Source organism: Streptomyces recifensis, from assembly GCF_002154615.1.
Taxonomy (GTDB): Bacteria; Actinomycetota; Actinomycetes; order Streptomycetales; family Streptomycetaceae; genus Streptomyces; species Streptomyces griseoluteus.
Genome location: NZ_MUNH01000493.1, coordinates 1 through 18,896 on the forward strand (window position 1 = coordinate 1; position 18,896 = coordinate 18,896).

The 18,896-nt window shown below is 72.1% G+C and carries 14 protein-coding genes; 11 read left to right on the plus strand and 3 right to left on the minus strand.

Annotated elements, in window-relative coordinates; genetic code table 11:
• Window positions 1-122: 122 nt before the first annotated feature.
• Entirely contained in the window at window positions 123-2,192 is a 2,070-nt protein-coding gene (locus CCN33_RS23790) for a hypothetical protein (protein WP_086695546.1), read from the plus strand.
• Window positions 2,193-2,197: 5 nt separating this feature from the next.
• Here the strand turns inward: CCN33_RS23790 and CCN33_RS23795 are convergent, their stop codons facing one another.
• Together CCN33_RS23795 and CCN33_RS23800 are read right to left on the minus strand one after the other, a co-directional pair.
• On the minus strand, window positions 2,198-2,872 hold the full coding sequence (locus CCN33_RS23795; protein WP_244173919.1) for a TetR/AcrR family transcriptional regulator: 675 nt from the start codon (window positions 2,870-2,872) through the stop codon (window positions 2,198-2,200).
• A gap of 206 nt (window positions 2,873-3,078) precedes the next feature.
• Window positions 3,079-6,816, minus strand: a complete 3,738-nt coding sequence (locus CCN33_RS23800; RefSeq protein ID WP_086695547.1) for a type I polyketide synthase — start codon at window positions 6,814-6,816, stop codon at window positions 3,079-3,081.
• Between the two features lie 311 nt (window positions 6,817-7,127).
• Here CCN33_RS23800 and CCN33_RS23805 point away from each other — a divergent pair, with 311 nt between their 5' ends.
• From CCN33_RS23805 to CCN33_RS23835, 7 genes are all read left to right on the plus strand, one after another.
• Window positions 7,128-8,120: an aldo/keto reductase gene (locus CCN33_RS23805; protein WP_086695548.1), complete on the plus strand. Its 993-nt coding sequence runs from the start codon at window positions 7,128-7,130 to the stop codon at window positions 8,118-8,120.
• A 58-nt stretch (window positions 8,121-8,178) separates the two neighbouring features.
• The gene (locus CCN33_RS23810) at window positions 8,179-9,843 is read left to right on the plus strand and encodes a GH3 family acyl-acid amido synthetase (protein ID WP_086695549.1); all 1,665 of its coding nucleotides are present in this window, start codon (window positions 8,179-8,181) and stop codon (window positions 9,841-9,843) included.
• A 16-nt stretch (window positions 9,844-9,859) separates the two neighbouring features.
• A complete protein-coding gene (locus tag CCN33_RS23815; RefSeq protein ID WP_086695550.1) occupies window positions 9,860-10,741 on the plus strand; it encodes an alpha/beta fold hydrolase in 882 nt (293 codons plus the stop codon).
• Window positions 10,734-11,921 (plus strand): enolase C-terminal domain-like protein, encoded by a 1,188-nt coding sequence (locus CCN33_RS23820; RefSeq protein WP_086695551.1) that lies wholly within the window; start codon window positions 10,734-10,736, stop codon window positions 11,919-11,921. The genes CCN33_RS23815 and CCN33_RS23820 overlap by 8 nt, the downstream gene beginning before the upstream one ends.
• Window positions 11,922-11,940: 19 nt before the next feature.
• Window positions 11,941-13,683, plus strand: coding sequence for a thiamine pyrophosphate-binding protein (locus CCN33_RS23825; RefSeq protein WP_208621864.1), 1,743 nt, complete (start codon window positions 11,941-11,943; stop codon window positions 13,681-13,683).
• Between the two features lie 62 nt (window positions 13,684-13,745).
• Entirely contained in the window at window positions 13,746-14,606 is an 861-nt protein-coding gene (locus CCN33_RS23830; protein ID WP_086695553.1) for an FAH family protein, read from the plus strand.
• Entirely contained in the window at window positions 14,594-15,835 is a 1,242-nt protein-coding gene (locus CCN33_RS23835; protein ID WP_086695554.1) for a phthiocerol/phthiodiolone dimycocerosyl transferase family protein, read from the plus strand. Before CCN33_RS23830 ends, CCN33_RS23835 begins: the two co-directional genes overlap by 13 nt.
• On the opposite strand, the gene CCN33_RS23840 is transcribed toward CCN33_RS23835, so the two are convergent.
• The gene (locus CCN33_RS23840; RefSeq protein ID WP_086695555.1) at window positions 15,820-16,173 is read right to left on the minus strand and encodes an ArsR/SmtB family transcription factor; all 354 of its coding nucleotides are present in this window, start codon (window positions 16,171-16,173) and stop codon (window positions 15,820-15,822) included. The two genes, CCN33_RS23835 and CCN33_RS23840, sit on opposite strands and share 16 nt — an antisense overlap.
• 194 nt (window positions 16,174-16,367) lie before the next feature.
• On the opposite strand from CCN33_RS23840, the gene CCN33_RS23845 reads away from it, so the two are divergent.
• The 3 genes from CCN33_RS23845 to CCN33_RS23855 form a co-directional block, all read left to right on the plus strand.
• Window positions 16,368-17,795, plus strand: coding sequence for an MFS transporter (locus CCN33_RS23845; protein ID WP_244173920.1), 1,428 nt, complete (start codon window positions 16,368-16,370; stop codon window positions 17,793-17,795).
• 16 nt (window positions 17,796-17,811) lie between these two features.
• Complete coding sequence (locus tag CCN33_RS23850) at window positions 17,812-18,210, plus strand: 5-carboxymethyl-2-hydroxymuconate Delta-isomerase (RefSeq protein WP_086695557.1); 399 nt, start codon at window positions 17,812-17,814, stop codon at window positions 18,208-18,210.
• Window positions 18,207-18,896: SDR family oxidoreductase (locus tag CCN33_RS23855; protein ID WP_086695558.1), on the plus strand; the 690-nt coding region annotated here is incomplete at its 3' end. The genes CCN33_RS23850 and CCN33_RS23855, both read left to right, overlap by 4 nt.

The following is an 18,896-nucleotide window of genomic DNA, read 5'->3' on the forward strand; positions in this document are numbered from 1 at the left end:
CGGCGGTACGTGACCGGGGGCCGGGGCCGGTCGTTGGCTGTGCGTGGGGCCGGGGCGGGCACGGGTGGCCGGGCTGTTCCGGTGCCGCGTGTCCCGTCGTACGAGCAGCAGGAGCTCCCACCGTGCCCCTTGCCGGACTCCTCCCGAGAATCTGGACCCACCTACCCGTGCTGTGCGCGATATGCACGCTGCTCCTGCTGTTCGCCACGCAGTTGGCCGGCGCGCTGCTGCCGAACGCCCCGCTCCTCGTCGCCTCCGGTGCGGCCGGTCTCGCGCTCGACGCCTGCCTGCTGTACCGGCGCCCGGCCCTGCTGTCCCCGCTGAGCCGCGTCCGGCTGGACGTGACCGTACGGCAGTTGCTGCGTGACATGCTGATCATGGTGGCGCTGCTGCGGATCGACGGGATCGACCCGGAGCGGGAGATGCCCCCGCTGCTCGGCGCGCTGAGCGCGTTCTACGTCCTGCACTTCGTCTGCCAGGCCGTCGCCCTGCTGGTGCGCCGCGTCCGGACCCTGCCGGTCGTCACCCGCAACATCGATGTCTCGGCGCTGAACCCGACCGCCGCCCCGCCCCGCATCCTGGCCCGCCGGCCCGGGCACCGCCTGCTGGCGTTCTCCGTCCCGGCCACCACCGGGCTTCTGGTCACGGTCTGCACCGGGCACGGCCGTTGGGGCGCGATCGGGCTCGCCGCCTCGCTCACCCTGATCGGCATGGGCGTCGCCCGCCTGGCCACCTGGCTGCTGCCGGAGAAGCGGGCCGCGAGCGACGGGCGGGTCATGGAGTGGCTGGGGGACTGGCTGGCCGAGTACCGCCCCACCGTGGCGATGTACTTCTCCGGTGGCGCCTCCTCCGCCTACCAGGCCAACATGTGGCTCTCCACCCTCGCCGGACTGGAGCGGCCGCTGATCGTGCTGCGCGAGCGGTTCATGGTGCAGAGGATCGACGCCACGGACGTGCCCGTGCTCTGCCTCCCCAGGGTCGCCACGCTGTTCGCGCTGGAGAACTCGACGCTGAAGGCGATGCTGCACCCGGCCAACTCCGGCAAGACGTCCCAGGTGTTGCGCATTCCGGCCATCAAGCACGCGTTCATCAACCACGGCGAGAGCGACAAGCTGTCCTCCTGCAACCCCTACGCCAAGGCGTACGACGAGGTGTGGGTGGCGGGACCGGCCGCGCGGGAGCGGTACGCGCTCGCGGACGTCGGTGTGGAGGACAAGGACGTGGTGGAGGTCGGCCGCCCTCAACTCGCTTCCATCCGCCCGTACTCGGGCCCTCCCACCGGCGCGTACACCACCGTGCTGTACGCCCCGACCTGGGAGGGCTGGGACGGCAATCCGGGCAACACCTCGGTCGTCCTCGCCGGCGAGCACATCGTCGCGCAGTTGCTCAACGACCCGCGTGTGCGCGTCCTTTACAAACCGCACCCGATGACCGGCTCGGTGGACCCCCGCGCGAGCGCGGCCGACGAACGCGTCCGGGCCCTGATCCACGAGGCCAACACGAAACGCACCGGCCCCCGGCCCGGTCCCGAAGCACAGGTCGAACTACTGCGCCGTACGGCAGAGTTGGACCAGATCACCTCGACCGCCTTCCGAGGTGCGGCGGACGAACTGGAGCGGATGATGCTCCAGGGCACCCCGGACGGCGACCGTGAGGAGCGGCTCGCGCGGGCCACGGCCGCCTGGGAGCGGGCCTACTGGGCGTCGTTCCCCGAGTGGGAGCACCGGATCGTGACCGGCCCCCGCCCGGCGCTCTACGCCTGCTTCAACGCGGCCGACCTGCTGATCAGCGATGTGTCCAGTGTCGTCTCGGACTGGCTGAGCAGCGAGAAGCCGTACGCGGTGGCCAACACCTCGGGACTGTCCGAGGACGAGTTCCGGGCCGCCTTCCCCACCGTCTCGGCCGGCACCGTGCTGACGTCGGACGCGGCCACCGTGCGGTACCTGCTGGACGCGGTGCGCGATCCGCGCCAGGACCGCCACGCGGCCGACCGCGCCAAGCTGAAGGAGCACCTGCTCGGCCCAGTCGAACCGCCCTCCCCCGACCGGTTCGCGGCGGCGGTACGGGAGTTGTGCGCGAAGTCCGACGACCGCCGGGCCCGCGCCGACGCCCGCCCGTCCCCGGCGATCCCGGCACCCCGCACGGCGGGCGACGGGGCGTCGGTGCGCCGGGGGAGGGAACCGGGCGCGTAGGGAGGTCAGTTGACGGCCGCGGTCTCGGCAGGGGTGGGGCGGGCGGCACCGTGCCGCGGGTAGGAGAGGACGCCGGTGAGCGAGATCCGCAGCAGGGCGCGCAGTTCGACGTGGAGCGGGATGCTGTCGCCGGTGGACTGGCTCCACCGGTAGAGCATCCCGAGGTAGGCGTCCCGCAGCATGTTGCCGGCCAGCACGGGATCGATGTCGGGGGCGACCTCGCCCCGCGCCTGCCCCGCGAGGATGGCCCGCACGAAGACGTGCCCGGCGTACTCGGGCTCCTCCTGGAGCGGCTGGCCCGACCTGACCCAGGCGGCCAGCATGACCTGGGTGAGGTTGCGCTCGGCCTCGTTGAAGTCGGCCAGCGCGGACATGCAGCGCTCCAACTGGACGGTGGTGTCGTCGTCCTGATGGGCGAGGGACTTGTCCATGTAGGTGCGCAGCTTGTCCTGGCGCTGCTGGGCCCAGGTGGTGACGAGGTCCTCCTTGCGCTGGAAGTGGTTGAAGAAGGTGCCCCTCGCCACGTCCGCGCGCTCGGTGATCTGGTCGATGGTGGTGCGTTCGTACCCCTGCTCGGCGAACAGTTCCAGGGCGGAGGTGTACAGGCGGTCGTGAATGCGCTGCCTGCTGCGTTCCCGGCGTCCGGGAGGGCGGACCAGCTCTGTTTCCTCGGTCGTCATCGGCTCTCTCTAACTCTCGGCCCCGTTCGAGGCGTCTCCGTGACACCTCCCGCAATCCGGCGGCATGACTGCCACCGCCTCACCAGGCCCGCGTCCACGGCGACGACGTTCTCTATACCGTAGTGCATCGATACATCAGGGTTCCAGAACGGCGTCGTGCGGCCGGTCCCCGTCGGGAGGCGGCCGCACGTGGGCGGGCGGTGCGGTCAGACTCCTGCCCCGGCCAGCCCGGCCGCGATCGCCGCCGCGCTCTCGTCGCCCAGGAGCCGGCTGGTGGGTACCTCGACGCCGAAGTCCTGCTTCAGGATGCGCCGGAGCTGGACCGCCATCAGCGAGTCCAGCCCCAGGTCACGCAGGGGGCGCCGGGGGTCGACCCGGTCGACGGTGGTGCCGAGGACCGTGGCGGTGTGAATGATGAGCCGGTCCGCCACGGGGGGCGTCTCCAGGCGTACGGGCGCGGTACGAGGGACCTCCGCCACGCTCACCGGCGCACCCCCCGACCGAAGCAGGGCGACCCCCTCGAAGTCGGCCAGCACCCGGCCGTCCGCCCCCGTGAGGACGACGTCGCACCGCCCGCCCTCCCCGTCGGCGTCCGGCGCGAACCGGGCCGTGCTCCAGAACTCGCCGGTGGGCTCGTCGGCCAGCAGGACCCGGTCGAAGGAGAACGGCAGATAGGTGTCCTGGGCGGCGCCGCCGCCGTGCGGCCAGGAGGCCAGCATGGTCAGGAGCGCGGCCTCCAGGGCGCCCACGGCTCCGGCGTCCGCCGGGGGCATCTGGAGCCGGGCCACCGCCTCGCCCTCGCGCCGCCACATCTGCCGTACGGCGCGCAGCGGCGGGGCGACGGAGTAGCCGCGGGCCTCGGCCCGGCGGTAGAACTCGGCGCCGGGCACGTACTCGGTGCAGCGGGTGAGCGCGGTGTCCAGGGTGACGGCCGCCGACGCGTCCACCCCCGGCCGGGCGAGGACGCTGCCGGTCACGCAGGACACCGGCTCCGCGGAGCCGTCGGTGAGCGCGGCCACCCGGAATCCGTAGGCGCCGTCGGCCCCTTGGTCCAGCCCGATCACCAGCGTCGTGGCCGCCGCCTCCGCGAGAGACGGCAGGGCGGCGCCGATCCGCACGTCCCGCAGCTCCACCGGGCCCGCGCCGACGAGGTCGCGCAGGGTCTCGGCGACCGCCTGGAGGTACAGCACGGGCGGTACGAGGGAGGCGCCGCGCGCGTTCACGCCCGTACCCAGTGCCGCGACGCCGAGCCGGGACAGCCGCACCCGGCGCTCCCCGAGGCCGGACGGTGCGGCGGGCCCGGGCGCGGCGCGGTACTCCTCGGTGTCCCAGGCGTAGGAGGGCAGCGGGACGCGCGGGCCCTCGTCGCCGTACCGGCGGTGCCAGTCGACCGGGGCGCCCAGGGCGTAGGCCCGGCCGAGGGCGCGGGCGGTGGCCGTCGCCTCGCCCTGCTGCCGGACCAGCGTGGTCACGACGGTGGGCGCGGCCCCGGCGTCCGACTGGACGTCCTCGATCGCCCGGCCGAGCAGCGGATGCGGGCTGACCTCCACGAAGACCGGCCCGCGCTCCCGGACGACCTGCCGTACGGAGTCCGCGAAGCGCACCGGCTGCCGCAGGTTGTCCGCCCAGTAGCCGGCGTCCAGGACGGCGCCGTCGACGGGGGCACTGCGGACGGTGGAGAACATCGGCGTGCCGGGCGCGGCGGGCGTGACCTCGGCGAGCCGGGTCAGCAGGTCCTCGCGGATATCGTCCATCAACGGGGAGTGGGAGGCGACGTTGACCTTGACCGTGCGGCACAGCACCTCGCGCCGCTCCAGCTCCCGTGCGATGCCGGCGAGTACGTCGGGGTCCCCGGCGAGGACGGTGGCGCTCGGGGAGTTCTCCACGGCGACGCACACCTTGTCGCCGTACGCCGTCACGAGCTCGCGGGCCCGGTCCGGGGAGAGTTCGGTGGCGAGCATCGCGCCGCGTCCGGCGAGGCGTTGCATCAGGTCGCTGCGGCGGCAGATGACGCGCGCGGCGTCCCGTACGGACAGCGCGCCCGCGACGCAGGCGGCGGCCACCTCGCCCATGCTGTGGCCCACAAGGACGTCGGGGTCGACGCCGAGGGCGCGCCAGTGGGCGGCGAGGGCGACCTCCATGGCCCACAGGACGGGCTGCACCAGTTCGACCGCGTCGGTGAGCCGGGCGTTGTCGTCCAGGAGCAGGTCGAGCACGGACCAGCCCGTCTCGGCACGTACCGCTTCGTCGCACTCGGCGAGGACGGTGCGGAACGCCTCGGAGGTACGCAGGAGTTCGCGGCCCATGCCGGGCCACTGCGAGCCCTGGCCGGGGAAGACGAACGCGACCTGCCGGGGGCCGTCGAACCCGGCCTCGTGCAGTCCGCCGTCCGGGGTCGGGCGGCCCTCGGCCAGGGCGCGCAGTACGTCGGCCAGGGCGTCGTGGGTGTCGCCGACAGCCCAGAGGCGGAAGGGGTGGTGGTCGCGGCCGGTGGCGGCGGAGCGGCAGATGTCGCCGAGGGCGTACCGGCGGCCGGGGCCCTCGGGGCCGAGGTGGGCCGCGTGGCGCAGGGCCAGCCGGCGCAGGGCCTCCGGGGTGCGGGCGCTGAGCACGAGCAGGTGCGGGCCGGCTTCGGCGGCCGGTGCGGCGGGGGGCGGTTCGGGCACGAACTCGCCGATCACCACATGGGCGTTGGTGCCCGAGATGCCGAAGGAGCTGACGCCGAGTACGGCCCGCTCCCCCTTGGGCCGGAGCTCGGTGTTGCGGTCGGTCACGGCCACGGGGGCGCCGGTGAGCCGGTCCTGCGGCGCGGTGAGGTGGAGCGAGGCGGGGATCGTGCGGTGCTCGGCGACGAGCACGGCCTTGATGAGCCCGGCGATCCCGGCGGCGGCCTCGGCATGGCCGATGTTGGTCTTCACGGACCCCACCGGAACCGGCGCGCCGGAGTGACCCAGGCCGTTCAACACCTCGGTCAGCGCCCGTAGTTCGACCCCGTCTCCGACGGTGGTGCCGGTGCCGTGGGCCTCGACGTAGTCGACGTGGTCCACGCCGGCGCTGCGCCAGGCCGTGCGGAGCATGGCGGCCTGGCCGGAGACGGCGGGCTGGAGCAGCAGGCCGCTGCCGTCACCGTCGTTGGTGACCGCGCTGCCGAGCAGGAGGGCGCGGACCGGGTCGCCGTCCGCGAGGGCGTCGGAGAGCCGCTTGAGGAGGACGACGCCCACGCCCTCGCTGCGCACGAATCCGTCGGCCGAGCTGTCGCCGAACTTGCAGCGGCCGTCCGGCGACAGCATCCGGCCCTGCGAGTAGGCGACCGCGTCGGTGGGTGACAGCACGGCGTTGACCCCGGCGGCCACGGCGAGGTCGCACTCACCGGTGAGCAGGCTCTGCCGCGCGCTGTGCACCGCGACCAGGGAGGACGAGCAGGCGGTGTCCAGCACCAGGCTGGGTCCGCGCAGGTCGAAGGCGTAGGAGACCCGGCCGGAGGTGACGGCGCGCAGCCGGCCGCCCGCCATGGCCCGCACGTCGGCGGTGGCGGACCGGCCGGCGGCGTCGGCGTACTCGGCGGTGGCCTGTCCGACGAACACCCCGCCGGCGCTCCCCCGGACCGTGGACGGCGGCACCCCGGCGTCCTCGAACGCCTCCCAGACGGTCTGGAGCAGCAGCCGTTGCTGCGGGTCCATGGTGCGGGCCTCGCGGGGCGAGATGCCGAAGAAACCGGCGTCGAAGTCGTGCAGCCCGTCCAGGAAGCCGCCGTGCCGGGAGATCAGCCGGTCCGGTGTGCCGGGCTCGGGGGCGTACCACGCGCCGACGTCGAACCGGTCCGCCGGTACCGGGATCACCGCGTCGGTGTTGCCCTCCAGGAGGGCCCAGAACTCCTCGATCCCGGCCGCCCCCGGAAACCTGCACCCCATGCCGATGATCGCGATCGGTTCCCCAGTGGTCATCGCAACTCTCCTCCCCCAGTCGGTGGTTCAAATCTATACCGAAGAACAAACTTGTGCCGGGGTCTTGATGATGAAGTCGTCGTTACGGCGGCATCACACACCCGCCGCGACCTGGGATCTCCAACTTCCGCAGCTCACGCGGTTTTACATGTCGGTGACCCGCCGGGCGCACGACGTTCACCCGCCGTACGGCAGCGCGATCACTCGACCACAGTCGGCTATTGAACTCCAGTACATGAATGTGCTTCAGTTGCGTCGCCAGCCGCCAGGAGCGCCTGCCGGCGGGGGATCGCCAGATGCGAGGAGAAGGCATGCTGAAGAAGCGCGAGCTGGGCCGCCGGGGGCTGAAGGTCTCCGAACTGGGCCTGGGCTGCATGGGGATGAGCCAGTGGTACGGCACCCCGGACGACCGGGAGTCGGTGGCGACCATCCACCGTGCGCTGGATCTCGGGTACACCCTGTTCGACACCGCCGAGGCGTACGGGCCGTACGACAACGAGGTGCTGCTCGGCCAGGCACTCGCCGGGCGTCGTGAACAGGCCGTGATCGCCACCAAGTTCGGCTTCCCGATGAAACTGAAGGACGGCACGACCGCCGAGGCCGACAGCCGGCCGGAGCACATCGTCGAGGTGGTCGAGGCGTCCCTGAAGCGTCTCGGCACCGACTACATCGACGTCCTCTACCAGCACCGCCTGGACCCGAAGGTGCCGATCGAGGACGTGGTCGGTGCCATGGCCGGCCTGGTGGAGCAGGGCAAGGTCCGCCACCTGGGCCTGTGCGAGGTGGGCGAGCGCACCATCCGCCGCGCCCACGCCGTTCACCCCCTCTCGGTGGTGCAGAGCGAGTACTCGGTGTGGGAGCGGAACCTGGAGGACGGGGTCCTGCCGGTGCTGCGCGAGCTGGGCATCGGCCTGGTCGGCTTCTGTCCGCTGGGCCGGGGTTTCCTCACCGGCGGTGTCCGGCGTGCAGAGGAGTACCCGGAGGACGACTTCCGCCACCACGACCCCCGCCTCCAGGGCGCCAACTACGACCAGAACACGGCGATCGCCCGGAAGATCAGCGAGGTCGCCGCACGCCACGGCCTCACCCCGGCCCAGCTCGCCATCGCCTGGGTGCTGCACCAGGGCGACGACATCGTGCCGATCCCCGGCACCAAGCGGCGCTCCTACCTGGAGGAGAACACCCGTGCCGCCGAGGTCCGCCTCGACGCGGACACGCTCGCCGAGATCGAGGTCGCCGTGCGCGCCGACGCGGTCGCGGGACCCCGGTACAACGACCGGATGATGGCGTACATCGACCGCTGATCCTCCTGTCCGGCCCTGTGACCACTTCCACCTTCTTCAGGCTTCTTCAGGAGCGACTGTGGACATACCTCACTGGCAGAAACACTGGCAGGCCCGCCGGGACCCGTTCGCGGAGGAGTGCCGCCAGGCACGGGACGCCCTGCTGACCGACCTCAAGCAGCCGGCCCTGGCCCAGCGCCGGGTGCTGGCGGACGTCATCGACATGAGCGCGGGTTCGGTGCACTGGCGGGAGAAGGGCTACTCGGCCGTCGCCGACGACCCGGACCTCTTCCGCTCGCTGCTCCCCGTGATGCGCTACGACGACTTCGTGCCCGAGATCCAGCGGGAGACCCGGACCAAGGGCGGCACCCTGACCTGCAGCCCGGTACTGCGCTGGCTGAAGACGAGCGGCACCACCGGGGTGCCCAAGCTGGTGCCGTACACCCTGCACTGGCTGCTCACCTACCGCATCCCCGCGATGAAGGCGATGTGGGGCACGTATCTGGAGTACCACCCGGAGCTGCTGGCCCACCCCTACGCGACGCTGGACACGCAGACCGTGCGCGAGGACGTGTTCGACTTCGTGCACGGCATCGGCCACCAGGCGATCAGCAACCGGCATCCGCAGATCAACAGCCAGGACTGGAACCCGCCCTGGTACGAGTCCCCCTGGTTCGGGCCCGAGGTGCCGAGCGGCCACGAGGGCCGTATGTACCACCGCATCCGGCACCTGATCGGCAAGGACCTGCACTACATCTCGTCGATCAACCCCAGCACCCTGATCTCGCTGCGGGAACTGCTGGCCCAGCACGGCGACCGGCTGGTACGGGACGTGCGGGACGGGACGCTGGAGGGCCGCCCGTACACGGAGCCCGACGCGGAGGGCGCCCGCAGGCTCGAGAAGGTGCTGCTGAACCGGGACTTCAGCCTCAAGGACGTGTGGCCCTCGCTCACGCTCTTCACCTGCTGGCTCTCCGCGTCGGCCGGCCTGTACGCGGCCAAGCTGGAAGCGGTGCTGCCCGGTGTGGCCAGGCTGCCGTTCATGAGCTGCGGCACCGAGGGGGTCACCACCATCCCGGTGGACGACTCGCTGCACAGCCAGCCGCTCGCTGTGGGACAGGCGTTCTTCGAGTTCGTGCCGGCCGAGGTACCGCTCGGCGACCTGGTGGCGGCCGGCGAGCAGGTGGAGACGCTGCTGTTCGACGAGGTCGAGCCGGGCCGCGACTACCACCTGATCATGACGCAGGGCAACGGCCTCTACCGGCTGTGGACCGGGGACGTGTACCACGTGGACCGGATCGTGGACGGCACGCCCTGGGTGCACTTCGTCCACCGGGACGGCATCTTCCACTCCTTCACCGGCGAGAAGATCACCGAGTCCCAGGTGACCGGCGCCATCCAGCGCGGCCTCGCCGCCCACGGGCTCGGCACCGGACTGTTCATGTGCGGCCCGCGCTGGGCGGAGCCGCCGTACTACATCGTCGTCGCGGAGGTCCCCGAGCCGTCCGCGTCGCTGGACGGGCAGCTGTCCGAGGCGGTGGACGCCGCGCTGCACGAGATCAACATCGAGTACGCGTCCAAGCGGGACAGCGGACGGCTCGGCGCGCTGGAGGTCGTCACCGTGCCTCACGACGCCATCGCCGCCTACGTCGAGAGCCGTCGCCAGCAGGGCAACGCCACCCAGTACAAGTACAAGCCGTTCCAGCGGGACGTCGACTTCGTCGCCGCGCTCACCCGACGCTGACCGAGGGGAACCGGACGTGATCGAGACCAAGAGGCCACCGCAGAACATCCGCCGCGAGATAGCCGGACTCCCGGTCGACGGAGCCGAGTTGGCACTGCACCTGTGGCGCCCGCGCGGCCAGGTCAAGGGAGCGGTGTTCTACTTCCACGGACTCCAGTCGCACGCGGGCTGGCTGTGGGAGGTCGGCCCGCAGTTCGCGGACAACGACATCGCCTTCTACGTGCTGGACCGCCGGGGCTCCGGCATCAGCGGCGGCGACCGCCAGGACCTCCCCGACGCGGACACCGTGCTGCGGGACTACATCACCGCCCTGGAGCATGTGCGCGCCGCCATCGGCGACGAGGTCCCGCTCTCCCTGTTCGGGCACTGCCTGGGCGGCTCCTTCATGGCGGCGCTCATGCACCACCCGGACTTCACCACCCGCTACGACGCGGCGATCTTCTGCTCGGCGTGGCTGGGCAAGCTGCACGCCACCCTCGACGACGACCAACGGCACGCCCTGGCGACGGATTCGGGCACGGAGCTGTGGGACGCCGGCCTGCGGTCGGAGGACTTCACCGACGAGGTCCGCCACCGGCACTTCATCGACAACGACGACCTCGCGGCCCGCGCCCTGACCCGCCGCTCCCGAGGCGTGCTGCTCGCCCTGGAGTCGCTCTACATGCGCTCCGAGCGGCCGCTCCCCCCGGTGCCGGCGGCCTACGTCTCCGGCGTCGGCGACCCGATCGTGGACCTGGACGACGCCCGCGCCACCTTCCGCCGGATGACCGGCTCGCACGGCGCGCTCATCCAGTTCGCCACCGACAAGCACTACCTCTTCTACACCGACGTCCGGGCCCGGCTGGTGGACTGGGCGTCCACCTTCACCCTGCTCCAAGGGCTGAAGCGCGATGCCTGAACCGGCCGGCGCCACGCTGTACCGGGTCGAGCTGCCCATGGCGGTCGGCTTCGACCATCCGGCCAAGCGCCGTTCCGCCTCCGACAGTCTCGTGCTGCGGCTGACGGTGGACGGCGCGACCGGGCTCGGGGAGTGCGCGCCCCGCGCCTACGTCACCGGCGAGACCGCCGACTCGGTGACGGCCGCCTTGCGGGAGGTCCCGCTGGACGCGGTGTTCGCCCGGCTGCGGTCGACCGAACCCGCCCTGCTGCTGGCCGAGTTGCTGCGCTCGGGAGTCGCCGGCGCGTTCGGCCTGCGGGGCGGGGGCAACCTGCTCTGCCTGCTGGAGACGGCGTTGCTCGACCTGCTGGGCCGACGACTTGGTACAGATGCTTCGGCGCTGGTGCCGGGCGGCGACACACCCACTCCCCCGTCTCTCCCGGTGTCCCAAGTCCTCGATCTCAGTCTCGATGTGGACGAATTCCTGGACACGCGGGGCCCGTTCCACTTCGTCAAGATCAAGGCGGCCGACGACATCCGGCGCGATGTCCGCACCGTCGCCGCGATCCGGGCCCGGCTGGGCGACTTGGTGCCGGTCATGGTGGACGCCAACATGAGCTGGTCGCCCGAGGAGGCGCCCGGCCACATGGAGGCGCTGCACAACGCCGGTGCCGACTGGGTGGAGGAACCGCTGGCCAAGGGCTCCTGGGCCGACCTCGCCCGGCTGCGGGGCCGCACCGGGCCGCGCGTGATGCTGGACGAGTCGGTCTGCACCCCGCAGGACGCCGAGCGGGCGCTCGCGGCCGGGGCGTGCGACGCCTTCAACGTCCGCGTGTCCAAGAACGGCGGGCCGGTGACCGCGGCCCGGCTGATCGGCCTCGCCCGCGGCGCGGGGCTTGAGTTCCAGGTCGGGGTGCAGGTGGCCGAGGTGGGGCCGCTGATCAACGCGGGCCGCGCCCTGGCCTTCGCCCATCCGGACGCCCTCACCGTCGAGGCCGGCCAGTCCGACCTGTTCTTCCCGGAGATGGTCGTGGCACCCCGCCCGGCCGTGGACCGGCGGACCAACACGATCGCCCCGCCGCCCGGGCCCGGCTTCGGCCTCGCCCTCACCGACCTCGCCGCCCGCTTCGCGACGGTGCACCGCACCGAGGCCGACCCGGTCTGGCGCCCGGTCCCCGCCCGCCCCCATGCGCACGCATGAACCGTACGAAGGATCACGCATGACGACGTCCTACTTCTCCGACCTGCTGGTCGAGTTCCTCAACCAGCAGGGCATCGACAAGGTCGCCTTCAACCCCGGCGCGTCCTTCCGCGGTGTCCACGACTCCCTGGTTCACGCTTCCGAGGCGCCCGACATCGTGATGGCGTGCCACGAGGAGATCGCGGTGGCGCTGGCCCACGGCTACCACAAGGCGAGCGGCCGGCACATGGCCGTGTTCGTGCACGCCAACGTCGGTCTGCTGCACGCCTCGATGGCCATTTTCAACGCCTGGTGCGACCGAGTCCCGCTGTTCGTGCTCGGCGGCAACGGGCCCGTGGACGCGGGCAAGCGGCGGCCGTGGATCGACTGGATCCACACCTCGCAGAACATCGAGTCCGTCGTCAAGGACTATGTGAAGTGGTGCGACCAGCCCATCGGGCAGCGGGCCACCGTCGAGTCGCTCTACCGCGCCTTCAAGCTGATGCACACCCCCTTGCAGGCGCCGGTGTTCGTGGCGCTCGACTTCGACGTCCAGGAGCAGGAACTGGCGGACGGCGTACGCCTGCTGCCCGCGGCCGCCACCGAGCCGACCCGGTTGCCCGCGCTCGGCGGCAGCGAGCTGGACCATCTCGTGGGACGGTTGCGCGAGGCCCGGCTGCCGGTGCTGATCGTGGACTTCTCCGGCCGTGACCCGGAGACGGTCGCGCCGCTGGTCGCGCTCGCCGACGCGCTCGGGCTCGCCGTGGTGGACCGGGGCAACCGGATGAACTTCCCCAACACCCACCAGCTCAACGTCAGCAACACCGGCCTCCTGGACGCGGCCGACCTGGTGATCGCGCTGGAGGTGCAGGACCTCGTGGGCGCGCTCGGCTCCTTCCTGCCCCTCACCGACGAGGGGCTGCCGGCGAACGGCGCCGAGGTCGTCACCGTGGGCTTCAACGAGCTGCTCACCAGCAAGTGGGCGGCCGACTACCAGCAGTTCGTCCCGGTCAGCCTCGCCGTGGCGGCCGACACCGGCCAGTCGGTGTCCGCGCTGCGCGAGGTGGCCGAGGACCCCGAAGGGCCCTTCGCCGCAGCGGAGTTCACCGAGCGCCGGGAGGAGCGGGTCAAGGCCCTCTCCGCCCTGCACACCGAGGCACGGGCCGAGTGGGCGCGCCAGGCGGACGAGGCGCGGGACCGGGAGCACATCCAGGTGTCCACGGCCGTCCAGGAGATCCACCGCGCGGTGCGGGACGAGGAGTGGGTGCTCACCAACACCGGCAGCCTCACCATCGACGGCTGGGTGAAGAAGCTCTGGCCGCTGGAGCGCCCCGGCAGCTATCTCGGCCTCAACGGCGGCGGCGGCCTCGGCTACGGCCTGGGCGCCTCGGTCGGGGCGGCGCTCGCCCACCAGGGCGACGGCACGCTCTGCGTCGACCTCCAGGCCGACGGCGACTTCCTCTACACCCCGAGCGCGCTGTGGACGCTGGCCGCGTACGACGTGCCGCTGCTGGTGATCGTCATGAACAACCGGCTCTACCTGAACTCCACCCAGCACGCGGAGCGCATCGCGGACAACCGCGACCGCGACACCGGCCGCGCGCACATCGCCACCAGCTTCTACGACCAGCCGGTCGACTTCGTCACCCTGGCCGAGTCCTACGGCGTGCACGCCCTGCCCCGGGTGGAGCGGATCGAGGCCGTGGAGCCCACGGTGCGGGAGGCCGTCGCCCACATCAAGGAGCACGGCAAGCCCGTCCTCGTCGAGATCCTCATGGACTGACCCGGCCCACCCCCTGTCCGACCTGGCCCGTAGGGGCCGTGACCTCCCAGGAGGTGTCCACCATGACGGTGGTCTTCGAATGCGTCCACGCGGGCGAGCGCCACTTCGGCCTCGGCCTGCCCGAGCCCGAGGCTCCGCTGCGCCTGTACCCGTTGGGCGGTGACACCCTGGCCGCCCTGGCCTCGGCCTCGGACGACACCACCGAGGCCCTGCTCGACCGGCTGACCCGCGACCGCGCCCCGGTCGAGGCCGACCGCGACGAGGTGCGCCTGCTGCCGCCGCTGCTCCCCGCGCACCTGGGGGACGCCCTGGTCAGCGGCTTCATGATGACGCACAACGTGAAGGTGGACGCCGAGGTCCCGGACCAGCCCAACTGGTTCGTCAAGGGCCTCGGTGACGCCCTGAAGGTCCCGGGCGAGCCCCTCTCCGTACCCGCCGACGCCGTCCATGTCTGCGAGGAGGCCGAGGTCGTCCTGGTCTACGTGGGAGACAGCCGGGGCGTGCCGAGGTACGCGGGCTACACCTTCGGCAACGATCTCACCGACATCGGCCGCTTCAAGCAGCACGCCGGGCACCTGTCGTACGCGAAGCTCTGCGATGCCGGGGTGGCGCCCTGGCTGCATCTCGGCGAGCCGCCGCGCTCGGTGACCGGGGAGGCGACGATCGAGCGGGACGGCGCCCCGGCGTGGAAGGGCACCTTCACCACCGGCTCGGACGCCCTGCACTACGAGCTGCCGGCCCTGATGTCCCGCCTCTTCGCCTACCGCGCCCTGCACCACCCCGGCCGGGTGCACTACGTCTACCTCGGCGCCGACCGCAGCAGCTTCCACGGCGGTTTCCGCACGGCCGACGGCGACCGGGTGACCCTGGACTTCACCAGCCACGGCGTCCGGTTGTCCCACCCGCTGGCGTGGTCGTCGTGAACGCGGTGCGCGAACTCTCGGCCGGCGAAGCGGCGTTCGCGTACACCCACGCGCTCATGCGCGGCACGACACAGGTCACCACTCAGGTGTCGGTGCGCGAGGACATCGCACCCGCGCGGTTGTACAGGGCTGTTGAGCAGTGGGCGGGTGAACTGCCGCTGCTGTCCTTGCGCATCGAGGAGCACGCCGACACCCTGTGGTTCGCCCGGGGTCCCGGCGTGCTGCCCGACCAGATCCGCCACTGCACGCTGACCTCGCCGGACTCCCCCGAGGACGTGCTGCGACGCGAGCTGAACGAGGTCCTGGAGACGGGCGGGCCCCTGTGGCGACTGCACGCCGTACGCGATCCGGGGGCCGGGGCGACGCACCTGTACTTCACCCGCAACCACGCGATCTCCGACGGCCATTCGACGGGCGCGGTGGTCCGGGCGCTGCTGGACGTTCTCCTTTCCTCGCCGGAGCCCAGCCCGTACGACGTACGGAGGCTGCCGCCGGACGCGGACGGCCTCACCTACAGGGCGCCGGCGGCGGGAGGGGACTTCGTCCAACCCGCGTCCGCACGACTGCCGTTCGCGGAACACCGCCCCTGGCCCGAGCGCGGCGCCGACTTCGTCCCGTGCGTGCTCACCCGACCGGAGAGCCTCGCTCTCAAGGCGTGGTGCAAGCGACAGGGCGTGACCGTCAACCAGTTCTTCGCCGCCGCGCTCGCCGAGTCCTACGCGGAGGCCACCGGCCGCACCGAGGTCGGCATGTTCACCGCCGTGTCACTGCGGCAGCGGTACGCGGACCTGCCGGACGTGGGCTGCTTCATCAACGTGCTGCGGGTGTCCATGCGTCCGGGCCGCGGTCGACTGACGGAGCTGGCACGGGAGTACGGGACCGCGCTGACGTCGGCCGACGCGGCCTGGCGACCCCCCGTCCGCTCGCACGCGGCGATCCGGCGCGCGGTCGAGGAGACGGCGGCCGCCGGATCGGCGCCGGGAATCTGCCTGACGAACGTGGGCGTGGTCGACCCGGCGCTCGGCCCGCACCTGGGCCGGGTCAGCGCCTACCGGACCATCGTCAACCGCACCGGCGCCAACTACGGCCTGGTCCTGCATCTGGGCACGCTGGACGGCACGTTCGGCCCGGCGCTCGCCTTCGGCACCCCGGCCGTGGACCGTTCCCTGGCGCTGGACGTGGCGAAGGGGCTGCACGACCGGGCGGTGCGCCCTCAGGGGGCGGCGTGACCGAGAACCAGGTCCAGCAGGCCGGGGAACCGGGCGTCGAACTCCGGCTTGCGCAGCCGGTTGAGCCGCTTCGCCCCGGCGTCCCGCTGCTCCAGCAGCCCGGCCTCGCGCAGGACCGAGAAGTGGCGGCTCAGGGTGGCCTTGGTGACCGGTACGTCGAAGCTGCCGCAGGACCGCTCCCAGTCCCCGGCGCCGGCCAACTCCCTCACCAGGGTCTGCCGTACGGGGTCGGCGAGGGCGAGCAGGGCCGCCTCCAGCGGAACCTCGTCCGGGGCCGTGTGGACCGGCGGGGTGCGGTGGCTCGCCGCGTCCTGCTGCCGGGGGGTCTGTGCCGCCATGGCTGATCGCTCCGTCCCGTCTCACTCGATCCGTACACACCGGGCGCGTACGGATTGCAGAGTGTTCGATGATCTGCGTACACTCTGACTGTTCGCTCCTCGACGAACAGTCTACCGGAGCCGGTGGCGTACCGCCCCGCTCCCGCACTCCAGCCTCCCCTACGCCCGCTTCGGCACGCATGGAAGGAAGACCCGTGCCCCAGACCTCACCGCACAAGGCCCGCCCAGGACTGACCCTGTTCGCGGCATGCCTCGGTTTCGTCGTCGTCATCCTCGACGTCAGCGTCGTGAACGTCGCCACCAAGGCCCTCGGCGCCGAGTTCGGCGGCAGCCTCTCCGGCCTCGAGTGGGTGATCAACGGCTACACCCTCACCTTCGCGGCCTTCCTGCTGACCGCCGGTGCCATGGGCGACCGCTACGACCCCAAGCAGATCTTCATGTGGGGCTTCGCGCTCTTCGCCGTGACCTCGCTGATCTGCGGCGCCGCCCCCACGCTGGTCGCGCTGATCGCGGCCCGGGTCCTCCAGGGCGTGGGCGCCGCGATGATCGTGCCGTCGTCGCTGTCCATCGTGAACACCAACTTTCCCGACCCCCACGAGCGCACCCGCGCGGTGAGCCTGTGGGCGGCGGCCGGCGGCCTCGCGCTGGCCCTCGGCCCGGTGGTCGGCGGTCTGCTGGTCGACGCGCTCGGCTGGCGCTCGATCTTCTTCGTCAACGTCCCGATCGCCGCGCTCGGCATCGTCCTCGTCCGGGCCTACGCCCGCCCGGCGCCCGCCCGTGACGTCTCCGTGGCCCGCTCGCTGGACCTGCCGGGGCAGCTCCTGGCCGTCGTGGGCCTGGGCGCGCTGACCGGGGCGATCGTGGAGGCCAACGCGCAGGGCTGGACCTCGGCCACCGTGCTGACCTGCCTGGTCGTCTTCGTGCTCGCGCTGGCCGGCTTCTTCGCCGCCGAGCGCCGTACCCACGACCCGATGCTGCCGCTGCACCTGTTCCGCCGGCACGCGTTCTCGGCGACCTCGCTCATCGGCGTCCTGCTCAACTTCGCCTTCTACGGCCTGATCTTCGTCTTCAGCCTGTTCTTCCAGCAGGTCTGGGACTACTCGCCGATCACCGCGGGCCTGGCGTTCCTGCCGATGACGGCCGCCATCATGATCGCCAACCTGTCCTGCGGCCCGCTGGTCAAGAAGTACGGCGCCCGGTCGGTACTGATCACCGGCAACGTGCTGGCCGCCGTCGGCTACCTGGCCACGATCCCGGCCGTCGGCTCGGACGCGTACGTGCGGATGGCGGTGCAGTTCGTGGTCGCCGGGTTCGGCATCGGCCTGGTGGTGCCGTCCATGACCAACGCCATGCTCGGCTCGGTGGACCCCGCCAACGCGGGCATCGCCTCCGGAGTCCTGAACGCCTCGCGCCAGCTGGGCGGGCTCATCGGGGTGGCCGTGATGGGTCTGCTCGTGGGACAGGCGTCCTCCGGGCACTTCCTGACCGGGCTGCGGGCGTCCCTGATCGCGGCGGTGGTCGCGCTCGCGGCCAGCGCGGGCCTGAGCACGTTCGGCCCGCGCAAGCCCCGTCCGGTGCCCGCACCGGTCGCGGACGACCTCCAGCCGGCCGAGGCCCACTGACCCCCTGGGGAGCGCCATGCCTCACCTCGTACTCGAATACTCCGGCAACGTCCGCGACGACGTCGATCCGGCGGCCGTGTTCGGCAAGCTCCACAACACCCTCGCGGAGGCGGGTGGTTTCCGCCTCCAGGACTTCAAGAGCCGCGCGGTCCCGATGGACCGGTTCCTCATCGGGGACGGCAGCCACGAGCAGTCCTTCGTGAACCTCGACATCAGGACGTTCGCCGGCAAGTCCGTCGAGGCACGCGCCGCCATCAGCGAGGCGGCCCTCGCGGTACTGACCGGGTTCTTCCCGGCCACCCTGCGCGAGACGGCCTGCGACATCTCCGTCCAGGTGACCGAACTGGACCGCGCGAGCTTCGCCCGGACGCGGTCCGGCGACCAGACCAACTCTCAGGAGCGGAAACAGTCATGAGCGCATACGCGGACCAGCGCGTCCTTGTCGTCGGCGGCACCTCGGGGGTCGGCCTGGCCTCCGCCCGCGAGTTCGCGGCACAGGGCGCGGACACGGTCATCGTCTCCCGCAACCCCCAGCGGATCGACGAGGCGGTGACGGCCCTGTCCGGCCTCGCCGGCCCGGTCACCGGCCAGACCCTCGACATCCGCTCGGACGACGAGGTCGCCAAGTTCGCGGTCACGGCCGGCGAGTTCGACCATGTCGTGGTCACGGCGGGCGAGACCCCGATGGGCCGCGTCGACACCCTGCCGCTGGAGGCGGCGTACGCGGCGATGGACAGCAAGTTCTGGGGCGCGTACCGCATCGCCCGCGCCGTCCACCCCACCCGCTCCCTCACCCTCGTCTCCGGCTACCTCTCCCAACGCCCCGGCCACGCGTCCGCCCTCCAGAGCGCGATCAACGCCGCACTGGAGGCGCTGGTGCGGGGGCTCGCCCTGGAGGCTGCGCCGCTTCGGGTGAACGCGGTGTCGCCGGGGCTCCTGCGTACCCCCCTGTGGGACGGGCTCGATGCGGCGGCTCGGGACACCATGTACTCCGCGGCCGTACAGCGGCTGCCGCTGGGGCGGGTCGGGGAGGCGTCGGACGTGGCGGAGGCGGTGCTGTTCCTGGCGGGGAACCGGTATGCGACGGGGACAACTGTGTTC